General features: G+C 46.6%; 23 protein-coding genes, 14 tRNA genes and 4 rRNA genes. 3 read left to right on the plus strand and 38 right to left on the minus strand.

Annotated features, from left to right (window positions below):
* Nucleotides 1–7: 7 nt before the first annotated feature.
* From NST40_RS27905 to NST40_RS27980, 16 genes are all read right to left on the minus strand, one after another.
* The gene (locus NST40_RS27905) at nucleotides 8–619 is read right to left on the minus strand and encodes a putative phage tail protein (RefSeq protein WP_076186581.1); all 612 of its coding nucleotides are present in this window, start codon (nucleotides 617–619) and stop codon (nucleotides 8–10) included.
* A 3-nt stretch (nucleotides 620–622) separates the two neighbouring features.
* Complete coding sequence (locus tag NST40_RS27910; RefSeq protein ID WP_076099872.1) at nucleotides 623–958, minus strand: hypothetical protein; 336 nt, start codon at nucleotides 956–958, stop codon at nucleotides 623–625.
* 11 nt (nucleotides 959–969) lie between these two features.
* Nucleotides 970–1992 carry a DUF2793 domain-containing protein gene (locus NST40_RS27915; protein WP_248549695.1) on the minus strand — a complete coding sequence of 341 codons (1023 nt, stop codon included), beginning with the start codon at nucleotides 1990–1992 and terminating at the stop codon, nucleotides 970–972.
* Between the two features lies 1 nt (nucleotide 1993).
* Nucleotides 1994–2407 carry a phosphoglucomutase gene (locus NST40_RS27920; protein WP_076304948.1) on the minus strand — a complete coding sequence of 138 codons (414 nt, stop codon included), beginning with the start codon at nucleotides 2405–2407 and terminating at the stop codon, nucleotides 1994–1996.
* A 1-nt stretch (nucleotide 2408) separates the two neighbouring features.
* The gene (locus NST40_RS27925; RefSeq protein WP_248549696.1) at nucleotides 2409–3467 is read right to left on the minus strand and encodes a baseplate J/gp47 family protein; all 1059 of its coding nucleotides are present in this window, start codon (nucleotides 3465–3467) and stop codon (nucleotides 2409–2411) included.
* On the minus strand, nucleotides 3460–3891 hold the full coding sequence (locus NST40_RS27930) for a DUF2634 domain-containing protein (RefSeq protein ID WP_076099869.1): 432 nt from the start codon (nucleotides 3889–3891) through the stop codon (nucleotides 3460–3462). The genes NST40_RS27925 and NST40_RS27930 overlap by 8 nt, the downstream gene beginning before the upstream one ends.
* Nucleotides 3888–4184 carry a DUF2577 domain-containing protein gene (locus tag NST40_RS27935; protein ID WP_076099903.1) on the minus strand — a complete coding sequence of 99 codons (297 nt, stop codon included), beginning with the start codon at nucleotides 4182–4184 and terminating at the stop codon, nucleotides 3888–3890. Before NST40_RS27935 ends, NST40_RS27930 begins: the two co-directional genes overlap by 4 nt.
* Before the next feature lie 5 nt (nucleotides 4185–4189).
* Nucleotides 4190–5152: a hypothetical protein gene (locus NST40_RS27940; RefSeq protein WP_076099867.1), complete on the minus strand. Its 963-nt coding sequence runs from the start codon at nucleotides 5150–5152 to the stop codon at nucleotides 4190–4192.
* Nucleotides 5153–5161: 9 nt separating this feature from the next.
* Nucleotides 5162–5914 (minus strand): LysM peptidoglycan-binding domain-containing protein, encoded by a 753-nt coding sequence (locus NST40_RS27945; protein WP_076186589.1) that lies wholly within the window; start codon nucleotides 5912–5914, stop codon nucleotides 5162–5164.
* Between the two features lies 1 nt (nucleotide 5915).
* Nucleotides 5916–7961 (minus strand): hypothetical protein, encoded by a 2046-nt coding sequence (locus NST40_RS27950; protein WP_076220431.1) that lies wholly within the window; start codon nucleotides 7959–7961, stop codon nucleotides 5916–5918.
* Nucleotides 7962–8155: 194 nt separating this feature from the next.
* Nucleotides 8156–8578, minus strand: coding sequence for a phage portal protein (locus NST40_RS27955; protein ID WP_076129761.1), 423 nt, complete (start codon nucleotides 8576–8578; stop codon nucleotides 8156–8158).
* Nucleotides 8579–8707: 129 nt separating this feature from the next.
* Nucleotides 8708–9178 (minus strand): phage tail tube protein, encoded by a 471-nt coding sequence (locus NST40_RS27960; protein ID WP_342410219.1) that lies wholly within the window; start codon nucleotides 9176–9178, stop codon nucleotides 8708–8710.
* A gap of 1 nt (nucleotide 9179) precedes the next feature.
* Nucleotides 9180–10502: a phage tail sheath family protein gene (locus NST40_RS27965; protein WP_342410220.1), complete on the minus strand. Its 1323-nt coding sequence runs from the start codon at nucleotides 10500–10502 to the stop codon at nucleotides 9180–9182.
* Nucleotides 10502–10681 carry a hypothetical protein gene (locus NST40_RS27970; RefSeq protein ID WP_076220512.1) on the minus strand — a complete coding sequence of 60 codons (180 nt, stop codon included), beginning with the start codon at nucleotides 10679–10681 and terminating at the stop codon, nucleotides 10502–10504. Before NST40_RS27970 ends, NST40_RS27965 begins: the two co-directional genes overlap by 1 nt.
* Entirely contained in the window at nucleotides 10678–11091 is a 414-nt protein-coding gene (locus NST40_RS27975) for a DUF6838 family protein (protein WP_038573440.1), read from the minus strand. The genes NST40_RS27970 and NST40_RS27975 overlap by 4 nt, the downstream gene beginning before the upstream one ends.
* Before the next feature lie 531 nt (nucleotides 11092–11622).
* Nucleotides 11623–12123, minus strand: coding sequence for an ArpU family phage packaging/lysis transcriptional regulator (locus NST40_RS27980; RefSeq protein ID WP_342410221.1), 501 nt, complete (start codon nucleotides 12121–12123; stop codon nucleotides 11623–11625).
* A gap of 285 nt (nucleotides 12124–12408) precedes the next feature.
* Between NST40_RS27980 and NST40_RS27985 the strand changes: the two genes are divergently transcribed.
* Nucleotides 12409–12840, plus strand: coding sequence for a helix-turn-helix transcriptional regulator (locus NST40_RS27985; protein WP_076277838.1), 432 nt, complete (start codon nucleotides 12409–12411; stop codon nucleotides 12838–12840).
* A 28-nt stretch (nucleotides 12841–12868) separates the two neighbouring features.
* Entirely contained in the window at nucleotides 12869–13282 is a 414-nt protein-coding gene (locus tag NST40_RS27990; RefSeq protein ID WP_036681396.1) for an ImmA/IrrE family metallo-endopeptidase, read from the plus strand.
* A 99-nt stretch (nucleotides 13283–13381) separates the two neighbouring features.
* Here the strand turns inward: NST40_RS27990 and NST40_RS27995 are convergent.
* The 20 genes from NST40_RS27995 to NST40_RS28090 all read right to left on the minus strand — a co-directional run bounded on the left by NST40_RS27995 (nucleotide 13382) and on the right by NST40_RS28090 (nucleotide 21242).
* Nucleotides 13382–13455 (minus strand) — tRNA-Pro (locus NST40_RS27995).
* Nucleotides 13456–13469: 14 nt separating this feature from the next.
* A tRNA-Gly gene (locus tag NST40_RS28000) sits at nucleotides 13470–13543 on the minus strand.
* Nucleotides 13544–13554: 11 nt separating this feature from the next.
* Nucleotides 13555–13628 (minus strand) — tRNA-Pro (locus NST40_RS28005).
* 31 nt (nucleotides 13629–13659) lie between these two features.
* Nucleotides 13660–13736, minus strand: a tRNA-Arg gene (locus NST40_RS28010).
* 7 nt (nucleotides 13737–13743) lie between these two features.
* Nucleotides 13744–13818, minus strand: a tRNA-Gly gene (locus NST40_RS28015).
* Nucleotides 13819–13824: 6 nt separating this feature from the next.
* A tRNA-Leu gene (locus tag NST40_RS28020) sits at nucleotides 13825–13908 on the minus strand.
* Between the two features lie 16 nt (nucleotides 13909–13924).
* Nucleotides 13925–13997, minus strand: a tRNA-Lys gene (locus NST40_RS28025).
* Between the two features lie 5 nt (nucleotides 13998–14002).
* A tRNA-Gln gene (locus NST40_RS28030) sits at nucleotides 14003–14077 on the minus strand.
* Between the two features lie 43 nt (nucleotides 14078–14120).
* Nucleotides 14121–14196 (minus strand) — tRNA-Val (locus tag NST40_RS28035).
* A gap of 40 nt (nucleotides 14197–14236) precedes the next feature.
* A tRNA-Glu gene (locus NST40_RS28040) sits at nucleotides 14237–14311 on the minus strand.
* An 11-nt stretch (nucleotides 14312–14322) separates the two neighbouring features.
* Nucleotides 14323–14398: transfer RNA gene (locus NST40_RS28045), tRNA-Thr, on the minus strand.
* 1 nt (nucleotide 14399) lies between these two features.
* A tRNA-Asn gene (locus NST40_RS28050) sits at nucleotides 14400–14475 on the minus strand.
* Between the two features lie 6 nt (nucleotides 14476–14481).
* Nucleotides 14482–14598, minus strand: a 5S ribosomal RNA gene (rrf, locus tag NST40_RS28055).
* A gap of 73 nt (nucleotides 14599–14671) precedes the next feature.
* Nucleotides 14672–17597, minus strand: a 23S ribosomal RNA gene (locus tag NST40_RS28060).
* Nucleotides 17598–17766: 169 nt separating this feature from the next.
* Nucleotides 17767–17842 (minus strand) — tRNA-Ala (locus tag NST40_RS28065).
* Between the two features lie 24 nt (nucleotides 17843–17866).
* Nucleotides 17867–17943: transfer RNA gene (locus NST40_RS28070), tRNA-Ile, on the minus strand.
* Between the two features lie 46 nt (nucleotides 17944–17989).
* Nucleotides 17990–18106, minus strand: a 5S ribosomal RNA gene (gene rrf, locus NST40_RS28075).
* A 124-nt stretch (nucleotides 18107–18230) separates the two neighbouring features.
* Nucleotides 18231–19788, minus strand: a 16S ribosomal RNA gene (locus NST40_RS28080).
* Together the 16S, 23S and 5S rRNA genes with 14 tRNA genes alongside form the textbook arrangement of a ribosomal RNA operon.
* A gap of 358 nt (nucleotides 19789–20146) precedes the next feature.
* Nucleotides 20147–20377 (minus strand): hypothetical protein, encoded by a 231-nt coding sequence (locus tag NST40_RS28085; RefSeq protein WP_036680631.1) that lies wholly within the window; start codon nucleotides 20375–20377, stop codon nucleotides 20147–20149.
* 253 nt (nucleotides 20378–20630) lie between these two features.
* A complete protein-coding gene (locus NST40_RS28090; RefSeq protein WP_076277845.1) occupies nucleotides 20631–21242 on the minus strand; it encodes a stage II sporulation protein M in 612 nt (203 codons plus the stop codon).
* A gap of 108 nt (nucleotides 21243–21350) precedes the next feature.
* On the opposite strand from NST40_RS28090, the gene pdaB reads away from it, so the two are divergent.
* Nucleotides 21351–22154 (plus strand): polysaccharide deacetylase family sporulation protein PdaB, encoded by an 804-nt coding sequence (gene pdaB / locus NST40_RS28095; RefSeq protein ID WP_036680629.1) that lies wholly within the window; start codon nucleotides 21351–21353, stop codon nucleotides 22152–22154.
* A gap of 50 nt (nucleotides 22155–22204) precedes the next feature.
* Here pdaB and NST40_RS28100 read toward each other — a convergent pair whose 3' ends face one another.
* Together NST40_RS28100 and NST40_RS28105 are read right to left on the minus strand one after the other, a co-directional pair.
* The gene (locus NST40_RS28100) at nucleotides 22205–23026 is read right to left on the minus strand and encodes a PPK2 family polyphosphate kinase (RefSeq protein ID WP_052097348.1); all 822 of its coding nucleotides are present in this window, start codon (nucleotides 23024–23026) and stop codon (nucleotides 22205–22207) included.
* A gap of 306 nt (nucleotides 23027–23332) precedes the next feature.
* Nucleotides 23333–23923: a KinB-signaling pathway activation protein gene (locus NST40_RS28105; RefSeq protein ID WP_038574906.1), complete on the minus strand. Its 591-nt coding sequence runs from the start codon at nucleotides 23921–23923 to the stop codon at nucleotides 23333–23335.
* Between the last annotated feature and the right edge of the window lie 14 nt (nucleotides 23924–23937).

A 23937-nucleotide genomic window follows, 5' to 3' on the forward strand; every position in this document is an offset into this window, starting at 1 on the left:
CACTCTCCTATCTATAAGTTCTTAATTCGTTCCATGTTTTACTGTGAGCACTCTCCCAAGTCAAGGCTTTAACAGAGTCCCACCAGGTATAGCTGAACACAAATTCATAAGCTAAATGCGCAGGTTTAATCTCTTCGATGATTTGAATCAACCCTGCCATATTTGGAGGAATCCCCAGTGTACTCACAAAATGAATCTCAAAACGGTACTCCTCAGGCACTTCCTTTACTTCAACCACTCCACCTGAAAAAGCTGACGCCGTCCGCTGAATCATCTCCGGTGTGGTCGTCCCATTTCCACGCAGCTTTGCCTTAATCATCTCTCGGCGTGTGGCATATGACTTGGATGAATCGATATTAAGTCCAAGCTCAGCTTCCCATCGTCCAAGGCTCACCGTTGCCGTTTCAACAAAAGCCTGATCCAGTACGTCTATAGTGCCCAGCTTCAGTCCACCAATTTCTAGCCCGATGGTCTCCTGAAGCTTCTCCATTTCGCGGACATCCTTATAATAGTCCGGCAAATACTGCATTAGATCAGGCGCCTCGACTTCACCCGGATGGCTCGAATCTTTATCTGCGGAATATTGCAATTCGCTGTATAAAGAGCTGCCGTAACTCATCCTCTACACCCCCTTCAGTTGATTCCAGGTTAGGGGGCCTTTGGGCAAATAATCATGTGTATGCGCCGCCGGAGGAAATACCACTGGTTTACCTGCTACCCCCGCCCAAGCTACACTATCCGCTTGTTGTGCAAAATCCACCTTGCCATTGTTATTCGTATCGTAAATGCTTTTCAGCATATCCCCGGTACTCTGCGCGGCTACCAGCAAGACATTACCAGCGGCAGAACCAATGTACAGCTTGCCACTGTCTGTACAATACCCAAGCTCACCAATAGCCAGCGCTCCAATGGCGCTTTCCAAGCCGCGGCGTATTTGAATCAATGTTTTTAGAGCCATTGTCCCGCCCCCTAAAATGTTCCGCCATCAATACTGGCCACGGTAAGTTTATTGCCATTTGCAGCATCATAAACGATACTGCTTCCATCCACACTTACAGCTATACCAGCTGCATCCACGGTGATTCCTTTTCCAGCGGTAACCGCAATCGCGTCTGCAGTGACCGTGATCCCATTACCCGCACCAATGTTCAACGTCACAGTATCGGCCTGACCCCCACCAATCAGCCCGCTCCCGGCTGTAATGGTCTGTAGTGCACCACCGGTACGTACCCATGCGCTGCCGTTCCAGCTGTAAATCTTCTGCTCATCATCGACGTAAGCGGTCCAACCGACGGCAGGAACATAAAATACCCAAGCCGCAGATTGGTATTCAACAATTTGATTCGTTTTGCCCGCCCATACCCCGGTTGCCCCTGCTGGAATAATATAACGATCACCCTCAACCGGACTGGCAGGTGGAGCCAGCAGGTTCTGGTCTTTTACCGATGCTTGCGGTTCGATGTTATGCTTAGCCAGCTCAATTTCATTTTTAATCTTTTGCGCAGACCACAAGTCTGTAATCGTAGTCCCTGCATCATTGATTGTCCGGTGCTTGGCCACATCATCAATGTGAGTCTTGATCTCAGCGGCAGTCTTTACGTTTGTGCCATCCGATACTTTATTGATATGTCCCGCACTAATATCCGCTTTAAGCACCTTCGCATAGGTTGCTCCATCAGCGATATCATCAATTGTACCTGTCAGATCGGTAAGCTTCTGCGCATTCACCCGCCGCCAAGCTGCCCCATCATCAAAATATAAATATCCGCTATTCGAACCCGTAGTCACGTAATACAAACGACCAACGGCTCCTGCAACCGGACGCGAAGCTTCTGGCCCTGACAGCGCCCTGCCGACCATGGAATTGGACGTGCCGTCACCAATATAAACTTCCTTAGTATCACTGCAAAAACCAAGCTCGCCTGCCTTCAACACGCCATAACTCATTAGCTCAGCCTTTGTACCCCGCTTTATTTGTATGGTCTGTGCCATTTTACACCTCTCTTCTAAATGATCCTCCGTCAATCTGGCCCTTGTTCTTATAACGCTCTATTTCAGTCTGGACAGCAGTAAGACTCACCTGCAAACCGTTAATATCCTCTGCTTCAACCGTATCGCCGGGAGTTTCGTAAGTCACATATACCTCAGGCACATCGGCAAAAATCTTAATCAACCGCCGCCAGGGCGCCTCATCCGGAAAAGACACAGTGAAATTGCGTAGCTCGATCCCGGAATACTGTGACCCTGTGTACACCGCAATGGTCTGATTATTAATATTGTCATGCGCTAGAAGACCACTGTAAACGCCATTTACAAGCGGTAATCTCTCTTCGATAACATAGCTGCTACCGTTTACTTTTTTATTAAGTTTTTCTTGAAAAATATCAATTTGCTCTGGATAACCCATGCTACACCTCCAGTAGAACGTTGCCGAACAACGGTACTTCTTCTTCGTTCAACATCACATTGCCCGCTCCACTGTTCAACTTCAGCTCTGTGTAATCCGCAACTCCTTCAGTAGCAAGCAATAATGCCCCGATGACAGACTGACTGATATAGGTTGCTGAAAAAGCCTTCTCCTTGCGATATTTCTCAAGCATCACCTGAAAGCCTTGGTTTACAGCTTGCAGTGCATAGCCAGAAGCAAGGGTTACCTTGGCGCTTATACTGATGTTTTTGCCCGCAGCCGGTGCCACGGTCACAACAGCCCCTACCGGTGCTTGTCCCTCACCCGCTCCTGAGACCGGATCAATGTATTGCTGCACCTGAGCCGCCAACAGCTCGGATGCTGGTTTTTTTTCGGCGTCCACAATAATCACCTTCACAGTTTTAGGACCTTTCCATAATGGAAAAACACGTGCGCCTCCCACACCCGGAACTTGTAGTGCCCACTCCATATAGTGATATTTATTTCCGCTAGTAGCTGGGCGTCTGGCTGAATCCAAATAACGCTGGCGTAGTGCATCATCCGTTTCAATGTCCTCCCCAGGGATCAGAAGAGAAGCTATTTCTCCGCGCGCTAGGTCTGAGATATAATCCACTGGCAGTAAAGAGCCAAAATATCGATTTCCTTCTTCTCCAGCGGTTTCACTTTCCAAGCGATACACTCCAGGAGATAACTTCTCCACAGCCGTATAATTCAGCATTTCGAGTGAGAAGCGGCTGCCGAGTGGAACATCTAACAATCCTCCATCCGCCTTATAAAAAATCCCTTTCAGCTGCGCCTTGCTAGCTTCACGTCTTACAATGCCTAACCAGGAGATACTTCGCTCTAAGTACTCTCCGGTAGCCGTATCTGCAAAATACAGATTATTATTCACATCCAGCTCAATATACATCTGTGCCAACTCAGCGGCTGCTGGAGCCAACGCGTCATAAATGATGCTGCCCTCGCGTTTATCCAATCCTGATGGAATCCGGTCCAGCATCCGCTCCAAAAGAGCCTCATACGTCTGATCCTCATACATCCTCATTCCACTCCTTTCTCAGCTGAAAATTTCCGTAACGTGTGACGACCTTGCAGTCAAAAGTTAGATTATCTCCGGTAAACGAAACAACAATATTCTCTAAGCTAAGTATTCGTTCATCCTGAAGTAGTGCCTCACTTACGATACGTCTGATTTCAGCTCTAACCAGCAGCCGATCCTTGCCAAGCACCAACCGCCACTCTGTTCCGTAATCAGAACTGTAAATCAGATGTTCAAACCGATCGGTTCGCAATATTTTAGCCGCCGCCTGTTGAACAGCTTCTAGTCCATCCGTTTGGCCTGTAATCCTTTTTCTCTCCCAATCCATCCGGTACGTAAGACTAGGACTTTCCCCACGCTCAAGGTTGACCTCCCCCTCAAGCAGGGCCGTTATCGGTCCAGCTTTTCCAATCGCAGGGATCATATCGGGCTCACCAGCCGATCCAGAACAATGTAGCTTTGTCCGCCCTGCATTCGAACCATTAATACGCGGTCCCCACTCGCTAGTCCTCGCCGAAGTATTACTTCTTTGCCCTCGATGTCGATCTTGCTTTCCATTACCGATTCAGGCAGCACTAACGCATTCCCCGATAAAATAAACCGCTGATCCACCTGGATCTGCAAAGGAGCTGCCTCCGTTACCGTTCCATAAGAAAAAGCCACGGGATTTGTACTTCCCACGGCTCCTAGACTTGCTTTTTTAATAATATCTAACATTATTTCTACACCACCTTAATATCGAGGGACATGGTATGCTCCCCTCCAGAAATCTTATGGCTGCATTGGTCCACCAGAAACAATTGAGTCTCGAATTCATCCAATAGGACATAAATGAAATTGCCTGCTCTTACGCGCATATCACCAATCGCCTGTACGGAGAGACTGAGCTTTTCACGGTTGTGCATTTTCAGTAAATTGTTTGCCTTCTCCTGAATTTGGGCAGCATTCGCTTTGTCATCAGCCTTCTGATACAAGTGCAGGATACCCCAGCGTTTCACATTGTCCTTGTCACTAACCGGATAGAAATCGCGTTTGCCCGATGCCTCGTTATCCTTGTACAGAAAAATCGTGTTGTACGTATCGTCATCAATACTTTTTTTGAGCGAATAATCGTACAGATAATGACCCGCTCCGAGCACCAGGTTAAGCAGCATAGAATCCGGTTTACGCAGCGTCAGCTTCCCAAAATCATCGTAAAAAGCCATCAACCGCCCCTTATACTGAAGCTCACTGCCGATGGCTCCCATAATGATGTCTAACAGCTTTTTGTCATCTTCAATTAAAGAAGGAATCCGGTACTCTGTCTCCTCCAGCACACCTGTCTTTAATCCGTAGTCCGTTGTTATTTTCTTGATAACATCACTAGCCGTAACATCCTGCAAAACATAACTACCATTGCCCAGCAAATAACGAATCTGATCATAGGCTGTCAGCTTAATCTCCTGATCCGAGCCCGTATCAATGCTGAACACAAATCCGTAAAATACATCCACATTATCTTTACTGAACTGAATAATATCACCATTGCTGATCCCGAACTTGGGGAGCTGATAGATTCCGCTGTCCACAAGCGTTAACTCTAGCGTTGACGGTTTACCTGACCGTGCGGTTTTCCAAGAAATATCTGAGACGATGCCAGAAATATCCCATAGATTCCCTTCTTTATTCTTCACTAGCAGTTCCATAACACCCTCCTACGGCAGCTTGATGACTTTACCGATGGGCAGCTTTTTCAGCTCACTATCCGGAATGCCATTAAGCTTCTGAATGACTTTGTACTTCGAGCCATCTCCTAGGTTTTTTTGAGCGATGCTCCATAGACTGTCTCCAGCTTTTAAGGTATAGGTAGTAGGCTTTGCTTTTTCATTGGCCCGCTTCTGCTCCGCCTTCACTTCACCTTTGACAACCTTCACAGCTACCGCCTGATAGAATACGTATTTTTTGAGAGATAACGAATATTCAATATCCCCTGACGTACCCGCACTAAGCTTCCAAGTGAAACCTTCAATGCTCATAGCCATATTCACAGCAAAATCAATTTCTAAAGATCTATCCTCACTAATTGAAGATTCCTCTAGCCATTTCTGCGGTTTGTTTAACTTCTTCTCATCCTTTTTCGTATCATCGGGATACCTCACACCGGAGAACACAAACCGAATAGGCCGACGACTCTTCATCCATTTCTTAATAAGTTCCACATATTCAAAAGGCCTTTTCAATCCATCCTCTTGCACCAATACGAACGGATACCTTTGTGCCGGGAAAATACTTTCAATTGTGATCTCCGTAAGCTTCGGATAAGCAATCGTATTGATCTCACCCAGATCGATAATGGTATAGCTTTTTCCATCTCCACTCTCCTTGATTTCCAAGGTCTCTGGATTGACTGGCAGCCGGATTGCATCCTCCTGATTATTAAAGCCCAAAAAAATCCCGTACTCTTCCACGTTACGTATACACCCCCTGCGCCGTAGAGACAAACTCCTCGTTCAGCTTTTGCCCGATCTTGTTGATAATCGTATCAATGTCTCCGGCATTGTTAATATTCCCGGTCGTCACCTGCACCGTCGGCGTAAGCTCCACAAAATTCTGGATCGCCTGAATCTCGGCCAGCTCGCGCAGCATTTTCAGATCATCACTGGAGATGTCTACGGTGTCGTTGATGGAGCCGAGCTCGTTCACACGGTTGACGGTGTTCAGATTACCCGGTACTCCTGCATTTTGAAAAGAACCTACAGCGGAAGGCGTATTTAACGCAGGATTCGTCGTCACAGGAACTACTGGAACCTCAGGAATGGTAGGCGATTTCGGAGGTTTCGTTGAATCATCTTGATGAGTAGTATTCCATTGATTGATTGTAGTCTCGTTATTCGTGTTTCCCCCAACGTTTAGGCTTTCTTTAAATTTATTAACATCAAAATCTTGCGTGAAATTCGCAGCTGTATCAAAAGTATTTTCAATGCTCATCTCCACGTTCTGTTTAAATTGACTGCTGTCAACCTGTTCAAGATGAAGATTAATCTCTGATTCTATACCAATAAATTTACCAACAGCGCCAATTACTTTATTAATACCACCTAATAAAAAATTGGCAGCATCAATGATGCCATTAATAAACCCGGTCCAAAGATCAATCACATAACCTACAAAATCTGCAACGATCTGTCCCAGAGCCCTAAACATATTGGCAAGAAAATCTCTTACTGGCTGAAGAGCTGCGACAATTCCTAGGAAAGCCACAATAAGTGCAATAACAAGTCCAATTACAAGCGCAATAGGATTAGCATTTAACACAGCGTTGTAAATCCCTTGCGCAGCAGTAGCGATCCCAGTCGCAATTGCTGACATATTAGTTGCGATTGCAGCTGCACCCATGGCAATTTTATAAGCTATAATCCCAGCAACAATTCCCAAAAGAATTGGTACTACATAAGGCAACGTGCTGCTAAGAACACTCCAAAGGAACAAAGCTCCCTGTACTACTTGTGAAAAACCTTGTGCTATAATAGCCAATCCAATGGCCATCCCATCGATAATAGGCTGAAAGGTACCCTCTGAGAACGCATCGTTAAGAATGCTTAACAACGGGGAAAATGCTGCAAGAGCCCCTTGCCCCATACCAGCTAAGGAATTGTTATAGTTTCCAAGAAGCGTCTGCCACTGATTTACGGGTGAATCCATCATGGTTTGCAGCGAAGTACTCGTCATACCTGCCGTTGTCATGATATCTCCCAAAGTACTTAAAAAAGCGCCCATGTTCCCCGTACTGGCTACTAGGTCGAGTCCACCAAGCTCCTCTTCATCTACCTGAAGCATCGATGCTAAGTCACTAGAGTCTCCATCAAATGCAGAATTAATCGCTGATGAAGTATCGCCAATATCCTTACCTTCTGGAGACATCATACTAAGCCTTGTGGAATAATCCATTAGCTTATCTAGCTGGTCCGTATTTTGTGTTTTAGGATAAAACGACAAGACACTTTCCATAGACTTGCTAACGTCCTGTCCGGTTTCTAGCGCTCTCTTCTTGAATTTATCAAACATAGCTACACCAACATCAGCATTTCCGGTTTTTGCTTTAAAAAGATCTTCCCACTTTTGCTGCTCAGCAGCTGGCACAAGCACCTTCTCCATGACACCTTTAACTTTTTCCACCATACCCTTAGCCTTTTCAAAGGCTCCAGTAAGCTTCTCCCAGGTTCCTGCTTGCTTTTCAGCTCCTCCAGCCCCTCTATCAGCCGCATCATTCAGTCTCTCCTGAGCCTGAACCGCACCTCCAATAGATGCTTGAATTCTGGTATAAGCTGCACTGTAATTATTAGTGATGTTGTACACGGGTTTATTGACTATTTTCATACTGATACGGTTTAAGGTTGCTGAGAAGGAATTTGAAATATTTGCCGAAACCTGTGTTGTAATCTGATTGGTTATATCATTGATCCATTGATTAGAGACTTGCTGTATTCCAGCTATATTATTTTGTACACCTGCCATTCTCTCACCCCCTAACTATCTCTTCCTCGCCTTACTCCGTGCCTGATCCCGCTTCTCCTTCTCTACTCGAACAGCAATCATCGCATATATTGCGGCGCGTTCGCGCGAAGACAGCTTCATCAGCTCATGGGGTAAAATGTGCAGCTCATGGAGGGCGTAATAAGCAAAATTGGCTTCACTATCGCCCTCGTTGGTTAGTTTTTTACTTCATCCACCAGCTCGTTCATGTCCGTGCCAAAACCATTTAAGGCCTGCACCCGCTCACCCAACGCCGCGAATTCACCCGGTAGCAGCATTTTACGCAGCAGTGTCTCAGCGCCAAGTACGCCATAAGAACGCTGCAATTCAGCATTTTTCAGATCCGGATGCACTACACTTGAGGTCATCAGCTTCGCCATATAATCGTTAGGCTCAATTTCGGAGGTATACACTCCGTTTTTACCTTTGACTTTGCGGGTTGCGGCCTTGCGGCATTCCTGATTCTCATCCTCAGTCATACTGCGCAGCTTCCAGGCTACCGCATTTCCTTCCTTATCCTTAAAACGCTGGGATACTACAAACTCCTCGGTCGTGTCACATGCTACATTTTGGGCAAAAAATAAACTTAATTCGCTCATTGTCTTCCTCCTAGAATTATTTATTTAGATACTTCTCCTGCTACTAGCTGCCAATAGACAGAGAAGAGACCCGCCGCTCATTCTACGTTCGGGTCTTGCTTGCTCCAATCTATCTAGTTGTTGTCTTAATTAAAGCCCGGAGCCTACCGGAGCACCAAAAGCTTGCACAATCTGCACATCTTCAAAGGTAAAGCTAACTTCTTCTTCCAGAGCATCTGACTCTGTATCGAGTGAGGCCATGATGACGCTATCAAGGTTCACCCCTTTTAGAATAATCCGCTGTGCCCCCACGCTGGACGATGGATCTTCGTTCGTAACCTCAATATCGAAGTACTGATCAACACCCGTATTCATATAATCGAGCATCATCTGGCGGAAACGACTAGTCATATAAAAAATCGTCATCGAACCGCTGCCCGACCATCCAGTCGCTTTATGCTGAACACCCCGGCGGCCCAGTGTTTTCACCTCTGCCTTTGTTTTTTCTACTGTAGCTTCAAGAGTTTTCACATAGAACATCTCTTCGGTTTGCGTACCAATCACAGCATAAGCACGGCCCTCCTGGCCGGAAATTGTATCACTAGCTTTTAAAAATGCCATCTTAAACCACCTTCACTTTCATATATACTTTTTCTACCGAATCTACCGGTTTCACAGCCACATCCAGCACGATACTATCACTATCTGCACCAGCCACAACTACAACATCTGTCTGCGCGTTAAAGCCCTCAATCGCACCCATATCCTGCAAATCATTCATATAAGTCGCACACTGTGACCAGAAAAGAGCACGGCCATCTTCATTATTTGCGACCTTACCGATATAGTAGTTCTCAAAAATACGCTTCATATCATTTGCAATTCCATCCAGCACGCGCAGTACACGATTTTTGGAGAATGCTTTGCCTTTGTCCGGTGAAAACGCGGTAAATGTATTGATATCCTGTTCCACCACAGCCCGTCCGCCACTGTAAGTAAAGATAAGCTCTCCTTTTAGCAACGCAGCTGTAGTCTCAGAATGGCTAAGTCTTACATCAGCATCCACCGAATCATCATAACCCTGATAAGTCAGCGATTCATTAACAGCAGCTGCTGCTGTAGCACCAGCTACCCAAGCAACGGCATTGACGTTATCAATCGTAGTTCCGTCGCTCAGTACTACCCCATTATTCACGCTAATCACACCTTCATGACCTGCAGCCGCATAATCGGATAGTACAGCCTGTACCTTTTTCCCTTCTGTATCCCGAAGCCGTCTCACAAAAGAACTGTAGAGTGCCTTCAGAGCACTATCCTGCGATACTAGACCCACTGTTTGGAATTCCTGCACCTCAAGAGCAGACAGGAAGTCACTATGTGCTCCATTCGTCACGGTTCCGTTAGCCCCCCCTGTAAGCGGCATGCCTGCAATTAGCTTCAAGCCTTCTGCACCATTTTTTTGGAATTGAACATAATCGTTCGCGACCAACTCTTCAGCCGTTCCGACCGTTTGCTTGTTCAGTTCGGTTCCATTAAGCAACGTCTTTACATCAAAAAGAGCAGCATTCTCTATATTTTTCTCAATTACAATCGAAAGATCATTTCCGCGTACACCGCCATATTTAGCTGTTACCTGAAGGCCGTTATTCGTGACTGCCGCTTTAACACCTTCATTCAATCGATAGAGCAGCAAGGTTCCCGCCCGTTTCAGCGCTTCACGCACTGGCAGTAGAGTTGGATGTTCCAAATCCACTCCTAGCAGCTTATTCACATCATCCAGCGGGGTAATCCTCATGATTACTCCCGGCTCTCCCCAAGATAGGGCAAGCGCCAATGCCGTAATCCCGCGTTCTCCCATTTTGCCGATGGCACCTTGATTTGATGCTACATTTACGTACACCCCGGGGCGCACCTTATTTTGCGTTGTCCATGTTCCGCCTGCCATTAGTTCATTACCTCCTTATTTTTGAACAATCCCATAGATTGCTTTGCTTCTTCTAGCGTATAGTTCTTGCCATCCTGCAAAATAACGTTCAATATATCCTTTTCCCTCGGCGTAAAAAGTGGGGAATTCACAATCTGTTCCTTACTGAACCCATTCCCGTTACTTCCTTTAGTACTCATTTCAATCGTTCTCCTCCAATCATTTGTCCCATCTTAATGCTGTCAGGCTTGTCGTTTTGCAAATACAACATATAGTCAACTGTAAACAGCGGCCCATGCCCTTCAGTTCCAGCTTCCCAAGCTTGCCTAACTACACGAAAAGCTCCACCATCCTGCTCCATTCCTGCCATCGCCTCACTCAGCTTATCTGCCATTCTCTCAGCTTCCAGCAAATTGCCTTGCTCATAACGGATGCCAAAACGGTAGACCGCTAAATACCTGCCCTCCCGCTGCCGATCCAGTGTTGCTGAGATCAATCCGGGATGAAAATAAGCGGTTTGAGGTTTTTCTCCTTCTACATATACAGGCACATCAGGAAAATACCGTTCAAGTGTACTTGTAATGTGTTCTCGCAATTGTTGTACCGACATCACTCCATTCCTTTCTGATCTGCGACCGTCCGTCGATCCTTGATGGTGTTAACCTTCAACTGCATGAACATTAAGCAGACACCCCCTCAACTAGATTTAAGAAAAAAGGATACTATCCGAGGTTGGATAATATCCCTTCTTCATTAGGCAAATGCGAGAAGAATCTTTCACCGCTAGGTTGTTCTCATCACCCTTAGGGCGGAACTATTAGCAGAGCATTCATGCTCTTGCGGTGTTCTTTTGCTTCATTTGCCATGTTATAATCATACCCCCATATTATCCTTGCGGAGAGGGTAAACGGACGAGGTTTTGGCTAGCTTTGGGATGGTATTGAGCGGTTTTTTGGAGGTAGACAATTGAAGACAAGCTAAAGAGCCTTGGTCCCTCCTTTTATGGACGGCAAGTTTTTGTGCGAGGATTATAAGGATAAAGTACATTCTGAAACTTATAGTTTCTTATAATTCAAAAAAAGACTGCATCATCCGCTCGGACGATACAGTCTTCTTTACTAATCACACTATTCTATTTCTATTAAGTAATACTCATTTTCTCTTTCTTTACCTTAGACGCTGTTGTTACTAAAGTTTGCAGAGACAGTAAGCCGAGATCCGTTAACGCTAATGCCATCTTGTAAAAAGCCTTCGAGCGTATCTTCACGTAAGTGTCCTTACTTACCGGTGGATCAAACACATGATTGTAAATCGTATAATCGTACATCTCGTCTCTTCTCATATACCTTTCCCGTACCAGCTGCTGTTCTCTCGTATCGAGTCTCTCTACCACGGAGTCTATTGCGGAACAATAAGCTCTCCTTGCGGCGGGGATGTCCACATTATAAGAAGCTATCGCAGCATTCTGATCAGTTACAGTGTTAGTAGGACCATGAAATCTTTCTGTGTATGAATAAGTTGTGCTTGCTTCCTTAGCTTCAAATGTAACGGTCTTAAAAATACGGTATTTCTCCAACATGCTCTCTATAGCGACCTGGGTTCGGCGACGGTCCAACTCTGGTAAAGTTGATATGTTCATCATTTATGCACTCCTTTTGGGTTTAACTGAATGAGATTTAATTTGCGGAATTTTCCAGCCCAATGTGATAAAATAAATCTTGTTCGTATTCTGTTCGTATTTTTCTATAATATACCACTTCTTTACCAATCTCGTAAAACCCCGTTTTAGGCTGTTTTTATCGAAAAAGAGCGTATATCCCTCCATTATCTTGCCTTTTGGCAATAATATACGCTTTGTTGTTTACCTATTGGCAAAAATGGCTTATATTATTATCATAAGGTTAAAGCCAATAAGGAGTGAGTTGAGATGAAACAGGAATTCGGGGATTATATGAAGCATCTTCGGGAAACAAAAGGACTCACCATTAATCAATTAGCAGCAGCAGCCGGAATTAGCGGTTCGCAAATTTCCCGGATTGAGAATGGATTAAGAGGGGTTCCTAAACCAACCACGTTACGCAAAATTGCTGAGGCCACTGGCGTCCCCTACGGGGAGCTAATGGATCAGGCAGGGTATTTGCAGGACCAGACTCTTTCAAGCGATGAGGCTGTCCCAGATTGGGCTACAAGCAAAGATAAAAGAGACTTTCGAAAAATGCTAGAGGATGATGGAGAGCTGATGTTTGACGGAATTCCATTAGACAAAGAAGATAAACAGAGGATTAAAGATGTACTAACCGGATTGTTCTGGGAAGCCAAACAGATGAATAAGAGAAAAAAATCCAAAGACACTAAATAACTATACTAACATGCTGCAGGTGAAGAACATGGATGAACTGATCAATAGTCTGATTAAAAAATATAAAACCAACTGCCCGTTCGAGCTTGCCGCAGCACTAGGCATTCAAATCCGCTTCATGAACCTGGGGACTGGCACAAAGGGATTATATTATCGAAAACTAAGAAGAAGGTTTATCGTCATTCATAATGAGTTGCCTGTAGAATGGCAGCGCTTCGTTTGTGCGCATGAATTAGGACATGATCGGCTTCACAAGGGGATCAATCGCTTTTTTCTGGAGGAAAGCTCCTATTTCTCTCCTGGGAAGCTTGAACGTCAAGCTAATGTCTTTGCTGTAAAATTACTTTCTTCGGGCCGAAGCCCCGAACAAGAGGAATCATGGAGAAACTATTATCTACGGATTGGAATTCCACCGGAAGTCCGATTTTTTTTGGAGGAATAATAGAACATATGTTCTTTAGCTGTATTTATATGTATATTCAATACATAACAAAAAGCCCTTACCGAAGTAAGAGCTTTTGAGCAGCGATTAAGCTGAGTATCGGGATGACACGATTTGAACATGCGACCCCCTGGTCCCAAACCAGGTGCTCTACCAAGCTGAGCTACATCCCGTTACTATAAAATTATGGAGCGGGTGATGGGAATCGAACCCACGCTATCAGCTTGGAAGGCTGAAGTTCTACCATTGAACTACACCCGCAAAGGTGAAAATCGGGATGACACGATTTGAACATGCGACCCCCTGGTCCCAAACCAGGTGCTCTACCAAGCTGAGCTACATCCCGTTATAAATACTATAATTGCTTAATAATAAAATGGCGCGCCCTGAGAGATTCGAACTCCCGGCCTTTTGATTCGTAGTCAAACGCTCTATCCAGCTGAGCTAAGGGCGCAAAATTATGGAGCGGACGACGGGAATCGAACCCGCGACCCTCGCCTTGGCAAGGCGATGCTCTACCGCTGAGCCACGTCCGCAATAAGTGGTGCGCGTGAAGGGACTTGAACCCCCACGTCGTGAAACGCCAGATCCTAAGTCTGGTGCGTCTGCCATTCCGCCACACGCGCATGATAATAATAAAAGTGAGCCATGAAGGACTCGAACCTTCGACACCCTGATTAAAAGTCAGGTGCTCTACCAACTGAGCTAATGGCTCGCACTTGGCTGGGGATATAGGATTCGAACCTATGAGTGACGGAGTCAAAGTCCGTTGCCTTACCGCTTGGCTAATCCCCATTGATGGTACCTCTATGTTGCCCATAATCTCTTAGGAAGATTATGGTGGAGGCTGAGGGGATCGAACCCCCGACCCTCTGCTTGTAAGGCAGATGCTCTCCCAGCTGAGCTAAGCCTCCATATCTATGGGACCCTCTAAGGGTAAGTACAAGTAAAAGTTGGTGACCCGTATGGGATTCGAACCCATGTTACCTCCGTGAAAGGGAGGTGTCTTAACCCCTTGACCAACGGGCCTTGCAAATCTGTGGAGCTCTCAACCGGATTCGAACCGGTGACCTCTTCCTTACCATGGAAGCACTCTACCTGCTGAGCTATGAGAGCATGGCTCCCCGAACAGGACTCGAACCTGTGACAACTCGATTAACAGTCGAGTGCTCTACCAACTGAGCTATCAGGGAATATCCGCTTGGCAACGTCCTACTCTCCCAGGACCCTTCGGTCCAAGTACCATCGGCGCTGGAGGGCTTAACGGTCGTGTTCGGGATGGGTACGTGTGGAACCCCTCCGCTATCGCCACCAAACGGGCATTTACAGCGTAAATGCTCAGGCTTGATGCCTGAAAACTGAATCCGAAACGAATCTGCATTCTACATATAGGATAAGCCCTCGACCGATTAGTATTGGTCAGCTCCATGCATTGCTGCACTTCCACCTCCAACCTATCTACCTCGTCGTCTTCAAGGGGTCTTACTAATTGGGAAATCTCATCTTGAGGGGGGCTTCACGCTTAGATGCTTTCAGCGCTTATCCCGTCCGTACGTAGCTACCCAGCCATGCTCCTGGCGGAACAACTGGTGCACCAGCGGTACGTCCATCCCGGTCCTCTCGTACTAAGGACAGCTCCTCTCAAATTTCCTGCGCCCACGACAGATAGGGACCGAACTGTCTCACGACGTTCTGAACCCAGCTCGCGTACCGCTTTAATGGGCGAACAGCCCAACCCTTGGGACCTACTTCAGCCCCAGGATGCGATGAGCCGACATCGAGGTGCCAAACCTCCCCGTCGATGTGGACTCTTGGGGGAGATAAGCCTGTTATCCCCAGGGTAGCTTTTATCCGTTGAGCGATGGCCCTTCCATGCGGTACCACCGGATCACTAAGTCCGACTTTCGTCCCTGCTCGACTTGTAGGTCTCGCAGTCAAGCTCCCTTATGCCTTTGCACTCTGCGAATGATTTCCAACCATTCTGAGGGAACCTTGGAACGCCTCCGTTACTCTTTAGGAGGCGACCGCCCCAGTCAAACTGCCCGCCTGACACGGTCCCCGTACCCGATTAGGGCACTAGGTTAGAACCTAGATACGATCAGGGTGGTATCCCAACGGCGCCTCCACCGAAGCTTGCGCTCCGATTTCTACGGCTCCCACCTATCCTGTACAGATCGTACCCAAATTCAATATCAAGCTGCAGTAAAGCTCCATGGGGTCTTTCCGTCTTGTCGCGGGTAACCTGCATCTTCACAGGTATTAAAATTTCACCGGATCTCTCGTTGAGACAGCGCCCAAGTCGTTACGCCATTCGTGCGGGTCAGAATTTACCTGACAAGGAATTTCGCTACCTTAGGACCGTTATAGTTACGGCCGCCGTTTACTGGGGCTTCGGTTCATAGCTTCGGGTTACCCCTAACCACTCCCCTTAACCTTCCAGCACCGGGCAGGCGTCAGCCCGTATACTTCGCCTTGCGGCTTCGCACAGACCTGTGTTTTTGCTAAACAGTCGCTTGGGCCTTTTCACTGCGGCCCCCTCGTGCTATTCACACTACCGGGGCACCCCTTCTCCCGAAGTTACGGGGTCATTTTGCCGAGTTCCTTAACGAGAGTTCTTCCGCGCGCCTTAGAATTCTCTTCTCGCCTACCTGTGTCGGTTTGCGGTACGGGCACCTTCTCCTGGCTAGAGGCTTTTCTTGGCAGTGTGAGATCATGACCTTCGCTACTACAATTTTCGCTCCCCATCACAGCCCAGCCTTATCGATGTGCGGATTTGCCTACACATCAGCCTCACTGCTTAGACGGACATCCATCAGTCCGCGTCACTACCCTCCTGCGTCACCCCATCGCTCATAGCGGATTACGGTGGTACAGTAATTTCAAACTGTTGTCCTTCGACTACGCCTTTCGGCCTCGCCTTAGGTCCCGACTTACCCTGAGCGGACGAGCCTTCCTCAGGAAACCTTGGGCTTTCGGCGGATCAGATTCTCACTGATCTTTTCGTTACTCATACCGGCATTCTCACTTGTGTAGTGTCCAGCGCTCTTTTCAGTACACCTTCAACCCCTACACAACGCTCCCCTACCCCAGATGCAAAGCATCTAGCCATAGCTTCGGTGGTGTGTTTAGCCCCGTTACATTTTCGGCGCAGAGTCACTCGACCAGTGAGCTATTACGCACTCTTTCAATGGTGGCTGCTTCTAAGCCAACATCCTGGTTGTCTGTGCAACTCCACATCCTTTCCCACTTAACACACACTTGGGGACCTTAGCTGATGGTCTGGGCTGTTTCCCTTTTGACAATGGATCTTAGCACTCACTGTCTGACTCCCGGCAATAAGTATATGGCATTCGGAGTTTGACTGAGCTTGGTAATCCTTGCGGACCCCGCACCCAATCAGTGCTCTACCTCCACTACTCTTATACCGAGGCTAGCCCTAAAGCTATTTCGGGGAGAACCAGCTATCTCCGAGTTCGATTGGAATTTCTCCGCTACCCCCACCTCATCCCCGCACTTTTCAACGTACGTGGGTTCGGGCCTCCAGTGCGTGTTACCGCACCTTCACCCTGGACAGGGGTAGATCACACGGTTTCGGGTCTACGTCCACATACTAATTCGCCCTATTCAGACTCGCTTTCGCTGCGGCTCCACCTTCTCGGCTTAACCTTGCATGTTAAACGTAACTCGCCGGTTCATTCTACAAAAGGCACGCCATCACCCATTAATAGGGCTCTGACTTTTTGTAAGCACACGGTTTCAGGTTCTATTTCACTCCCCTTCCGGGGTGCTTTTCACCTTTCCCTCACGGTACTGTTTCACTATCGGTCGCCAGGTAGTATTTAGCCTTAGCAGATGGTCCTGCTGGATTCATACGGGGTTTCACGTGCCCCGCACTACTCGGGATCCGTCTCGGAGAGAATACAGTTTAGGTTACAGGGCTTTTACCTCTATCGCGGGCCTTTCCAGACCTCTTCACCTACCATATTCCTTTGTAACTCCATGTGAGACGTCCCACAACCCCTAAGAGCAAGCTCTTAGGTTTAGGCTGTTCCGCGTTCGCTCGCCGCTACTGACGGAATCACTATTGTTTTCTCTTCCTCAGGGTACTTAGATGTTTCAGTTCCCCTGGTCTGCCTCTACACACCCTATGTATTCAGGTATGAGTAACTGCGAATTACCACAGCTGGGTTTCCCCATTCGGACACCCCCGGATCAAAGCTTGCTTACAGCTCCCCGAGGCAGTTTCGTTGTTCGCCACGTCCTTCGTCGGCTCCTGGCGCCTAGGCATCCTCCGTGTGCTCTTATTAGCTTAACCTTGATTTTTCCGCAGGAAAATATCATACGATGACATTCTCTTTGGAATCATCTCACTAATAACATTTACTTGTTTGCACAAGTTGCTAAAAGATGTTCTAAAACGCAAATTCGTTTCGGTATCCAGTTTTCAAGGATCAAGTTGAAAAAGTTATTCATTTAAAAATTTATGGTGGAGCCAAGCGGGATCGAACCGCTGACCTCCTGCTTGCAAGGCAGGCGCTCTCCCAGCTGAGCTATGGCCCCATAAAATTACTCTATAATGTTATATGGTGGGCCTTGGTGGACTCGAACCACCGACCTCACCCTTATCAGAGGTGCGCTCTAACCAACTGAGCTAAAAGCCCATATAACATATATAACATTGTGAATCAACCAATGAATTGGTTGTCCGCTTGGCAACGTCCTACTCTCCCAGGACCCTTCGGTCCAAGTACCATCGGCGCTGGAGGGCTTAACGGTCGTGTTCGGGATGGGTACGTGTGGAACCCCTCCGCTATCGCCACCAAACGCATACGAAAGAGACTTGCTCTTTCAAAACTGAACACGAGTGAGTGTTCGAACCCGAGGGTTCTATTGTGGAAGCTGAGCTTCCGATTTGAATGTTCTCATTGCAGAGAACGATTCTCCATAGAAAGGAGGTGATCCAGCCGCACCTTCCGATACGGCTACCTTGTTACGACTTCACCCCAATCATCTACCCCACCTTCGGCGGCTGGCTCCCTTGCGGGTTACCCCACCGACTTCGGGTGTTGTAAACTCTCGTGGTGTGACGGGCGGTGTGTACAAGACCCGGGAACGTATTCACCGCGGCATGCTGATCCGCGATTACTAGCAATTCCGACTTCATGCAGGCGAGTTGCAGCCTGCAATCCGAACTGAGACCGGCTTTGATGGGATTGGCTCCACCTCGCGGCTTCGCTTCCCGTTGTACCGGCCATTGTAGTACGTGTGTAGCCCAGGTCATAAGGGGCATGATGATTTGACGTCATCCCCACCTTCCTCCGGTTTGTCACCGGCAGTCACTCTAGAGTGCCCAGCATTACCTGCTGGCAACTAAAGTTAAGGGTTGCGCTCGTTGCGGGACTTAACCCAACATCTCACGACACGAGCTGACGACAACCATGCACCACCTGTCTCCTCTGTCCCGAAGGCCGCTGCTATCTCTAGCAGATTCAGAGGGATGTCAAGACCTGGTAAGGTTCTTCGCGTTGCTTCGAATTAAACCACATACTCCACTGCTTGTGCGGGTCCCCGTCAATTCCTTTGAGTTTCAGTCTTGCGACCGTACTCCCCAGGCGGAGTGCTTACTGTGTTAACTTCGGCACCAAGGGTATCGAAACCCCTAACACCTAGCACTCATCGTTTACGGCGTGGACTACCAGGGTATCTAATCCTGTTTGCTCCCCACGCTTTCGCGCCTCAGCGTCAGTTACAGCCCAGAAAGTCGCCTTCGCCACTGGTGTTCCTCCACATATCTACGCATTTCACCGCTACACGTGGAATTCCACTTTCCTCTTCTGTACTCAAGCCACCCAGTTTCCAGTGCGACCTCAGGTTGAGCCCAAGGTTTAAACACCAGACTTAAATAGCCGCCTGCGCGCGCTTTACGCCCAATAATTCCGGACAACGCTTGCCCCCTACGTATTACCGCGGCTGCTGGCACGTAGTTAGCCGGGGCTTTCTTCTCAGGTACCGTCACTCCGGTAGCAGTTACTCTACCGGACGTTCTTCCCTGGCAACAGAGCTTTACGATCCGAAAACCTTCATCACTCACGCGGCGTTGCTCCGTCAGGCTTTCGCCCATTGCGGAAGATTCCCTACTGCTGCCTCCCGTAGGAGTCTGGGCCGTGTCTCAGTCCCAGTGTGGCCGTTCACCCTCTCAGGTCGGCTACGCATCGTCGCCTTGGTGGGCCGTTACCCCACCAACTAGCTAATGCGCCGCAGGCCCATCCCTCAGTGACAGATTGCTCCGTCTTTCATTCTTCTCTCAGGAGAAAAAAGAAATTATCCGGTATTAGCTACCGTTTCCGGTAGTTATCCCAGTCTGAAGGGCAGGTTGCCTACGTGTTACTCACCCGTCCGCCGCTAAGTTACTTTGAAAGCAAGCTTTCAAAGTAACTCCGCTCGACTTGCATGTATTAGGCACGCCGCCAGCGTTCGTCCTGAGCCAGGATCAAACTCTCCAATTAGTATTGAAAAGAGCGATATGCTCATTTTGAAACATCTGACGAGAAAATTAATTCTCTAATTTGGATTTCACTTACGTGATTTCCCACTCACTCGTTGTTCAGTTTTCAAAGATCAATGTCTCTCATTTCGTCGTCGTTGTTTATCAGCGGCGACCTTTATAATATATCACAGTGTTGAGCTGTTTGGCAAGTCTTTTTTTTGAAAAATCTTTTTTTCAATTTTTCTTGCCTTCCGCTTCCCTTTTACACAAGCAAAAGGAGCGCGAGATATAATTTATCATGAGCACTCCTTTTTAGTCAAGCTATTTTATTAAATAATCTGAAAACTTTATAAAACTGTAGCAATTCTCGTATATCTTCAGTGTTTATACTGAGAAGAACGCCCACCCCATGCATACTTGGAAAGCTCTTTCTGAGGAGCGAAGCGAGCATACATCCGGAATACAGTCTTATATCTATTAGCGATGGCGTGCCTGATATTTTGGTCCAAGCGCTGATCACTCAAATCTAACAGCATCTCATCTAGTTCTTTTCTCAAAACATAATCCAGTTCCTTGCATTCCTTTTCGTTAAACAACATTCCCAACATATGCTTGGCCTCCTTCATGAAGTTGCAATTAACACCTTCTCTAAACCCCCAAAACCTTTTTTGCATAATCAGTAAGTACATCTCATGGAGAAAGCTGCCTTAAGATCCTCTTACACTAGATTAACCGGAGTCCTCTTTTTATAACCATAATTATTAAAAATTCCCTTTATGGTTTCGTCTAGATTATATACTCCTTACCTTTAGGCAATCCTTGGATGAACGCCCTTAATGTTATGCTCTATTCCCGGAAGTTTTATGATAAAAGTGAAAAAGTAATTGTACTTTCAATAATGGCTGCAACAAATAACAGGATTACAGTCCATATGGAAGCCGTAAGTGTTTGACGCATGAAAGCAGACCAGTCTGCGCTTCTCTCCTCTTTTCTATCTGTAGATCGAAATAGACTTGAAATCACTTTTCCGCCAAAGTGCAGCCCAAAGGCACACGCGATAATGATTGCCGGAATCTCTATAATCCCGTGTGGCAGCAATCCTTTTACGATTAAATCGAACAAATCCTGTCCTTGCAGTGCGGATAAATGTATCAAGTAGCCAATTACCGCTCCGTTTATAAATAAGAATATAGCTGGCAATATGCCGAACAACGCTCCCAGGAAAATAATAACCACGCCCTTGATGGCGTTATTCAGAAATATAAATACAAAGAAGTTCCATTGCGGATTAGCGGTGTCTCTTAAGTTCCCACTGATCTCACTAAGCCCTTCCAATTGCTGAACCAATAGCTTTTCCAGACTACTTGTCGCTACCCAGCCAACAACCGCTCCTATTACGAAGAGCAGACAGGATAGCAGCACAGCCTTGCGGATCGATTTAATATCTTTAACAAACGTGAAGAACGACAACATAAATACCTCCTGAAATTGTGATCTCTGTTTCTTAGGTCATAACCTTGCGGTACGAGCATACATTTAGAACAAACAAGCATTTCGCATGGGAGAGGAGCGCTGTCATTAATGAATTCTTTTTATGTATTCAGCGGCAAAAAGATCAAAAGGTTCATCTATATCTTCGCCGCTGTGCTTCTTGCTGCTGGAGTTGTCTATGTCGAGAGGGGTAATATCACCGTTTTTTCTGAGGCTGGACCTTCTGCCATTTACAGTGTGCCAACAGAGAAGAAGCTGATTGCCCTAACCTTCGATATTAGCTGGGGGGAAAAGAGACCCGAACCAATTTTGAAGGTACTTGAAGACAAGAAAGTGGACAAAGCCACCTTCTTCCTATCGTCACCATGGAGTAAGACTCACCCGGATATTGTAACAAGCATTAAAAACGCAGGATTCGAAATTGGCAGCCATGGCCATAAACACGTCAATTACAGCACTCTAAGTAACGAAGAGATTCGCACTCAGATCACAACGGCTCACACTGTGCTTACAGAATTAACCGGTAAAGAACCAAATTTAATTCGTATGCCTAATGGTGATTTTGACAAAAGAGTTCTGCAAGTGGCCAATGATCTTGGTTACAAAGTCATCCAGTGGGACACAGACTCTCTAGACTGGAAGAACATAGGTGTAGACAATATCGTGAAGCGTGTAACGACTAAAGCACATCCTGGTGATATCGTTCTACTACATGCCAGTGATTCCTGCAAACAAACTCACGAAGCTCTTCCGCAAATTATCGATGAGCTCCGCAGACAAGGTTATGAATTCGTTACCGTCTCTGAGCTGATCAGCCAAAGCAACGCAGAGGGTAAAGAGGTTCGTGACTCGGCCTCACTAAATAGTGCCTTAGAGGATGCTGCCGGGCTGTAACGCTCCTCCCAATCTTAGGTACCGCAATAGATGTTGGTTTTATCCAAATATTAATGACGCGGGGAAATGAGCTCCGATATGTCGGGTGTGGGGGTATTCAGCTTCGGATAGCTCAGATCCAGACTCTCCAGTGTCTTTACAACGATGGATAAGGCCAAATAGTTGCGGTACCATTGATGATTGGCTGGTATCCAGTACCAGGGTGCTTTATCAATACTAGACTCCTTAAAAACATCTACATATGCCTCTTGGTAATCATCCCAAAACTCCCGCTCCTGTAGATCACTTGCGTCAAATTTCCAGTGTTTTTTGGGATCTTCAAGCCGTTCTTTGATTTTCTTAAGCTGCTTCTCTTTTGAAATATGCAGAAAAAGCTTGATAATTGTCGTTCCCTCTTCCACCAGCATCTCCTCAAACTGCCGTATGTAACGAAAACGGCGCTTCAAATCATCCTTTTTCAATCCCCCATGTACCCGCGGTACCAATACATCTTCATAGTGTGAGCGGTTAAATGCAGAGATGTAGCCTTTAGGGGGTGTCTTTTGATGCACTCTCCATAAGAAATCGTGAGCTTCTTCCTCCAGAGAAGGTTTCTTGAAGCTGGTCACTATAAAGCCTTGTGGATTAATCCCTGAAAAAATATGTTTAACCGTTCCATCCTTACCGCTGGAATCCATCCCTTGCAGAATTACGAGCAGTGAATGCTTTTTCTGTGCAAAAAGAATATCTTGAAGCTCTGCCAACCGTTCCTTTAACTGCTCTGTTTTGGCTTCTGCTTCTTTTTTTGATTTAAAGTTACCTGTATCGTCCGGGTCCAGCTTGTTAAGCTGGATTTCATTTGTGTCTTTTATCATATAACGCTTGATGTCCATATATTCCCCTCCTAAAAGTTTTGTGAGCGTTGCTACGCTTGTATTACTTCGTACAAAACTGCTTCGGAAGCATACGCTTAGTTTTGTAAAGCATGTGCATCATTGAAAAACTTGGTACAAAACTCACTTTGGAAGCATCTGCTTAGTTTTGTGAGCGTTGCTACACACAAAGAATCCGCTCTATTGTTCTTTAAGATTAACCTCCTCCAGCGGATTTTAATCGTTAGGATACATTCTAGAGCAAAAAACCCCGTCTTCTGAAGGCCAGAGCACGGGGTTCATGATTTGCTGAATTCGCCCCAGCCTTTATCCGGCTGCCGGCTTGAGAATACGGTGAAGCATCAAAATTTGGAATGCATTACAGGCGATGAGCGGAACAACAATAAACACTGTCGCACTATCAACACCTATACGGAGCACGCCGATAATTTCCACAATTGAAATAGCTGTCATAAAAAAGAGGGTTGGAATCCAAGCTGAGATGTTTGTACTTTTCACTTTGAAATAAGACACAATAATGGCAGCTAACAAAATAAAGATTCCTAATATTAGATCAGACAAGACACTTCTTTCCCCGCCAACGACGGTACGCAAAAAAATCAGTTCAAGCAATGCGAGCACAGAAAGCACCAGTTGTATGTATTTCCAAATTTTTGGCGGGAAAACACCATTGCCCATGTAATTCAAAATTAGATAAGCAAAAAAACCAAGTTGCGCATAAACACTGACAAGCATACCATAGCCGAATAGTATCAGCGGGTATAAAAAGAAATCAGCGACACTTTTGAAATCAATTCGACCGTTCACGAATTGCAGTGCCAGACCTGCGATTACTGCTCCGCCCGCTCCTATTAGAAGGGTTGTCCAAAATAAATAAAACCATTTTTTTATACTCAGCCACTTCACCTCCC

The organism is Paenibacillus sp. FSL R10-2778 (assembly GCF_038593035.1).
GTDB lineage: Bacteria > Bacillota > Bacilli > Paenibacillales > Paenibacillaceae > Paenibacillus_AQ > Paenibacillus_AQ odorifer.

Bases quoted from the DNA above. Each gene is read 5' to 3' on its own strand.
- NST40_RS27990 (WP_036681396.1), top strand. From the start codon at position 12,869: ATGGATGAACTGATCAATAGTCTGATTAAAAAATATAAAACCAACTGC.
- NST40_RS27920 (WP_076304948.1), bottom strand. From the start codon at position 2,407: ATGGGTTATCCAGAGCAAATTGATATTTTTCAAGAAAAACTTAATAAA.
- NST40_RS27965 (WP_342410220.1), bottom strand. From the start codon at position 10,502: ATGGCAGGCGGAACATGGACAACGCAAAATAAGGTGCGCCCCGGGGTG.
- NST40_RS27970 (WP_076220512.1), bottom strand. From the start codon at position 10,681: ATGAGTACTAAAGGAAGTAACGGGAATGGGTTCAGTAAGGAACAGATT.
- NST40_RS27935 (WP_076099903.1), bottom strand. From the start codon at position 4,184: ATGTTAGATATTATTAAAAAAGCAAGTCTAGGAGCCGTGGGAAGTACA.
- NST40_RS27915 (WP_248549695.1), bottom strand. From the start codon at position 1,992: ATGGCACAGACCATACAAATAAAGCGGGGTACAAAGGCTGAGCTAATG.
- NST40_RS27940 (WP_076099867.1), bottom strand. From the start codon at position 5,152: ATGGAACTGCTAGTGAAGAATAAAGAAGGGAATCTATGGGATATTTCT.
- NST40_RS27960 (WP_342410219.1), bottom strand. From the start codon at position 9,178: ATGGCATTTTTAAAAGCTAGTGATACAATTTCCGGCCAGGAGGGCCGT.
- NST40_RS28090 (WP_076277845.1), bottom strand. From the start codon at position 21,242: ATGTTGTCGTTCTTCACGTTTGTTAAAGATATTAAATCGATCCGCAAG.
- NST40_RS27905 (WP_076186581.1), bottom strand. From the start codon at position 619: ATGAGTTACGGCAGCTCTTTATACAGCGAATTGCAATATTCCGCAGAT.
- NST40_RS27930 (WP_076099869.1), bottom strand. From the start codon at position 3,891: ATGATCCCTGCGATTGGAAAAGCTGGACCGATAACGGCCCTGCTTGAG.
- NST40_RS27985 (WP_076277838.1), top strand. From the start codon at position 12,409: ATGAAACAGGAATTCGGGGATTATATGAAGCATCTTCGGGAAACAAAA.
- pdaB (WP_036680629.1), top strand. From the start codon at position 21,351: ATGAATTCTTTTTATGTATTCAGCGGCAAAAAGATCAAAAGGTTCATC.
- NST40_RS28085 (WP_036680631.1), bottom strand. From the start codon at position 20,377: ATGTTGGGAATGTTGTTTAACGAAAAGGAATGCAAGGAACTGGATTAT.
- NST40_RS27955 (WP_076129761.1), bottom strand. From the start codon at position 8,578: ATGAGCGAATTAAGTTTATTTTTTGCCCAAAATGTAGCATGTGACACG.
- NST40_RS28100 (WP_052097348.1), bottom strand. From the start codon at position 23,026: ATGGACATCAAGCGTTATATGATAAAAGACACAAATGAAATCCAGCTT.
- NST40_RS27910 (WP_076099872.1), bottom strand. From the start codon at position 958: ATGGCTCTAAAAACATTGATTCAAATACGCCGCGGCTTGGAAAGCGCC.
- NST40_RS27950 (WP_076220431.1), bottom strand. From the start codon at position 7,961: ATGGCAGGTGTACAAAATAATATAGCTGGAATACAGCAAGTCTCTAAT.
- NST40_RS27975 (WP_038573440.1), bottom strand. From the start codon at position 11,091: ATGTCGGTACAACAATTGCGAGAACACATTACAAGTACACTTGAACGG.
- NST40_RS27980 (WP_342410221.1), bottom strand. From the start codon at position 12,123: ATGATGAACATATCAACTTTACCAGAGTTGGACCGTCGCCGAACCCAG.
- NST40_RS27925 (WP_248549696.1), bottom strand. From the start codon at position 3,467: ATGTATGAGGATCAGACGTATGAGGCTCTTTTGGAGCGGATGCTGGAC.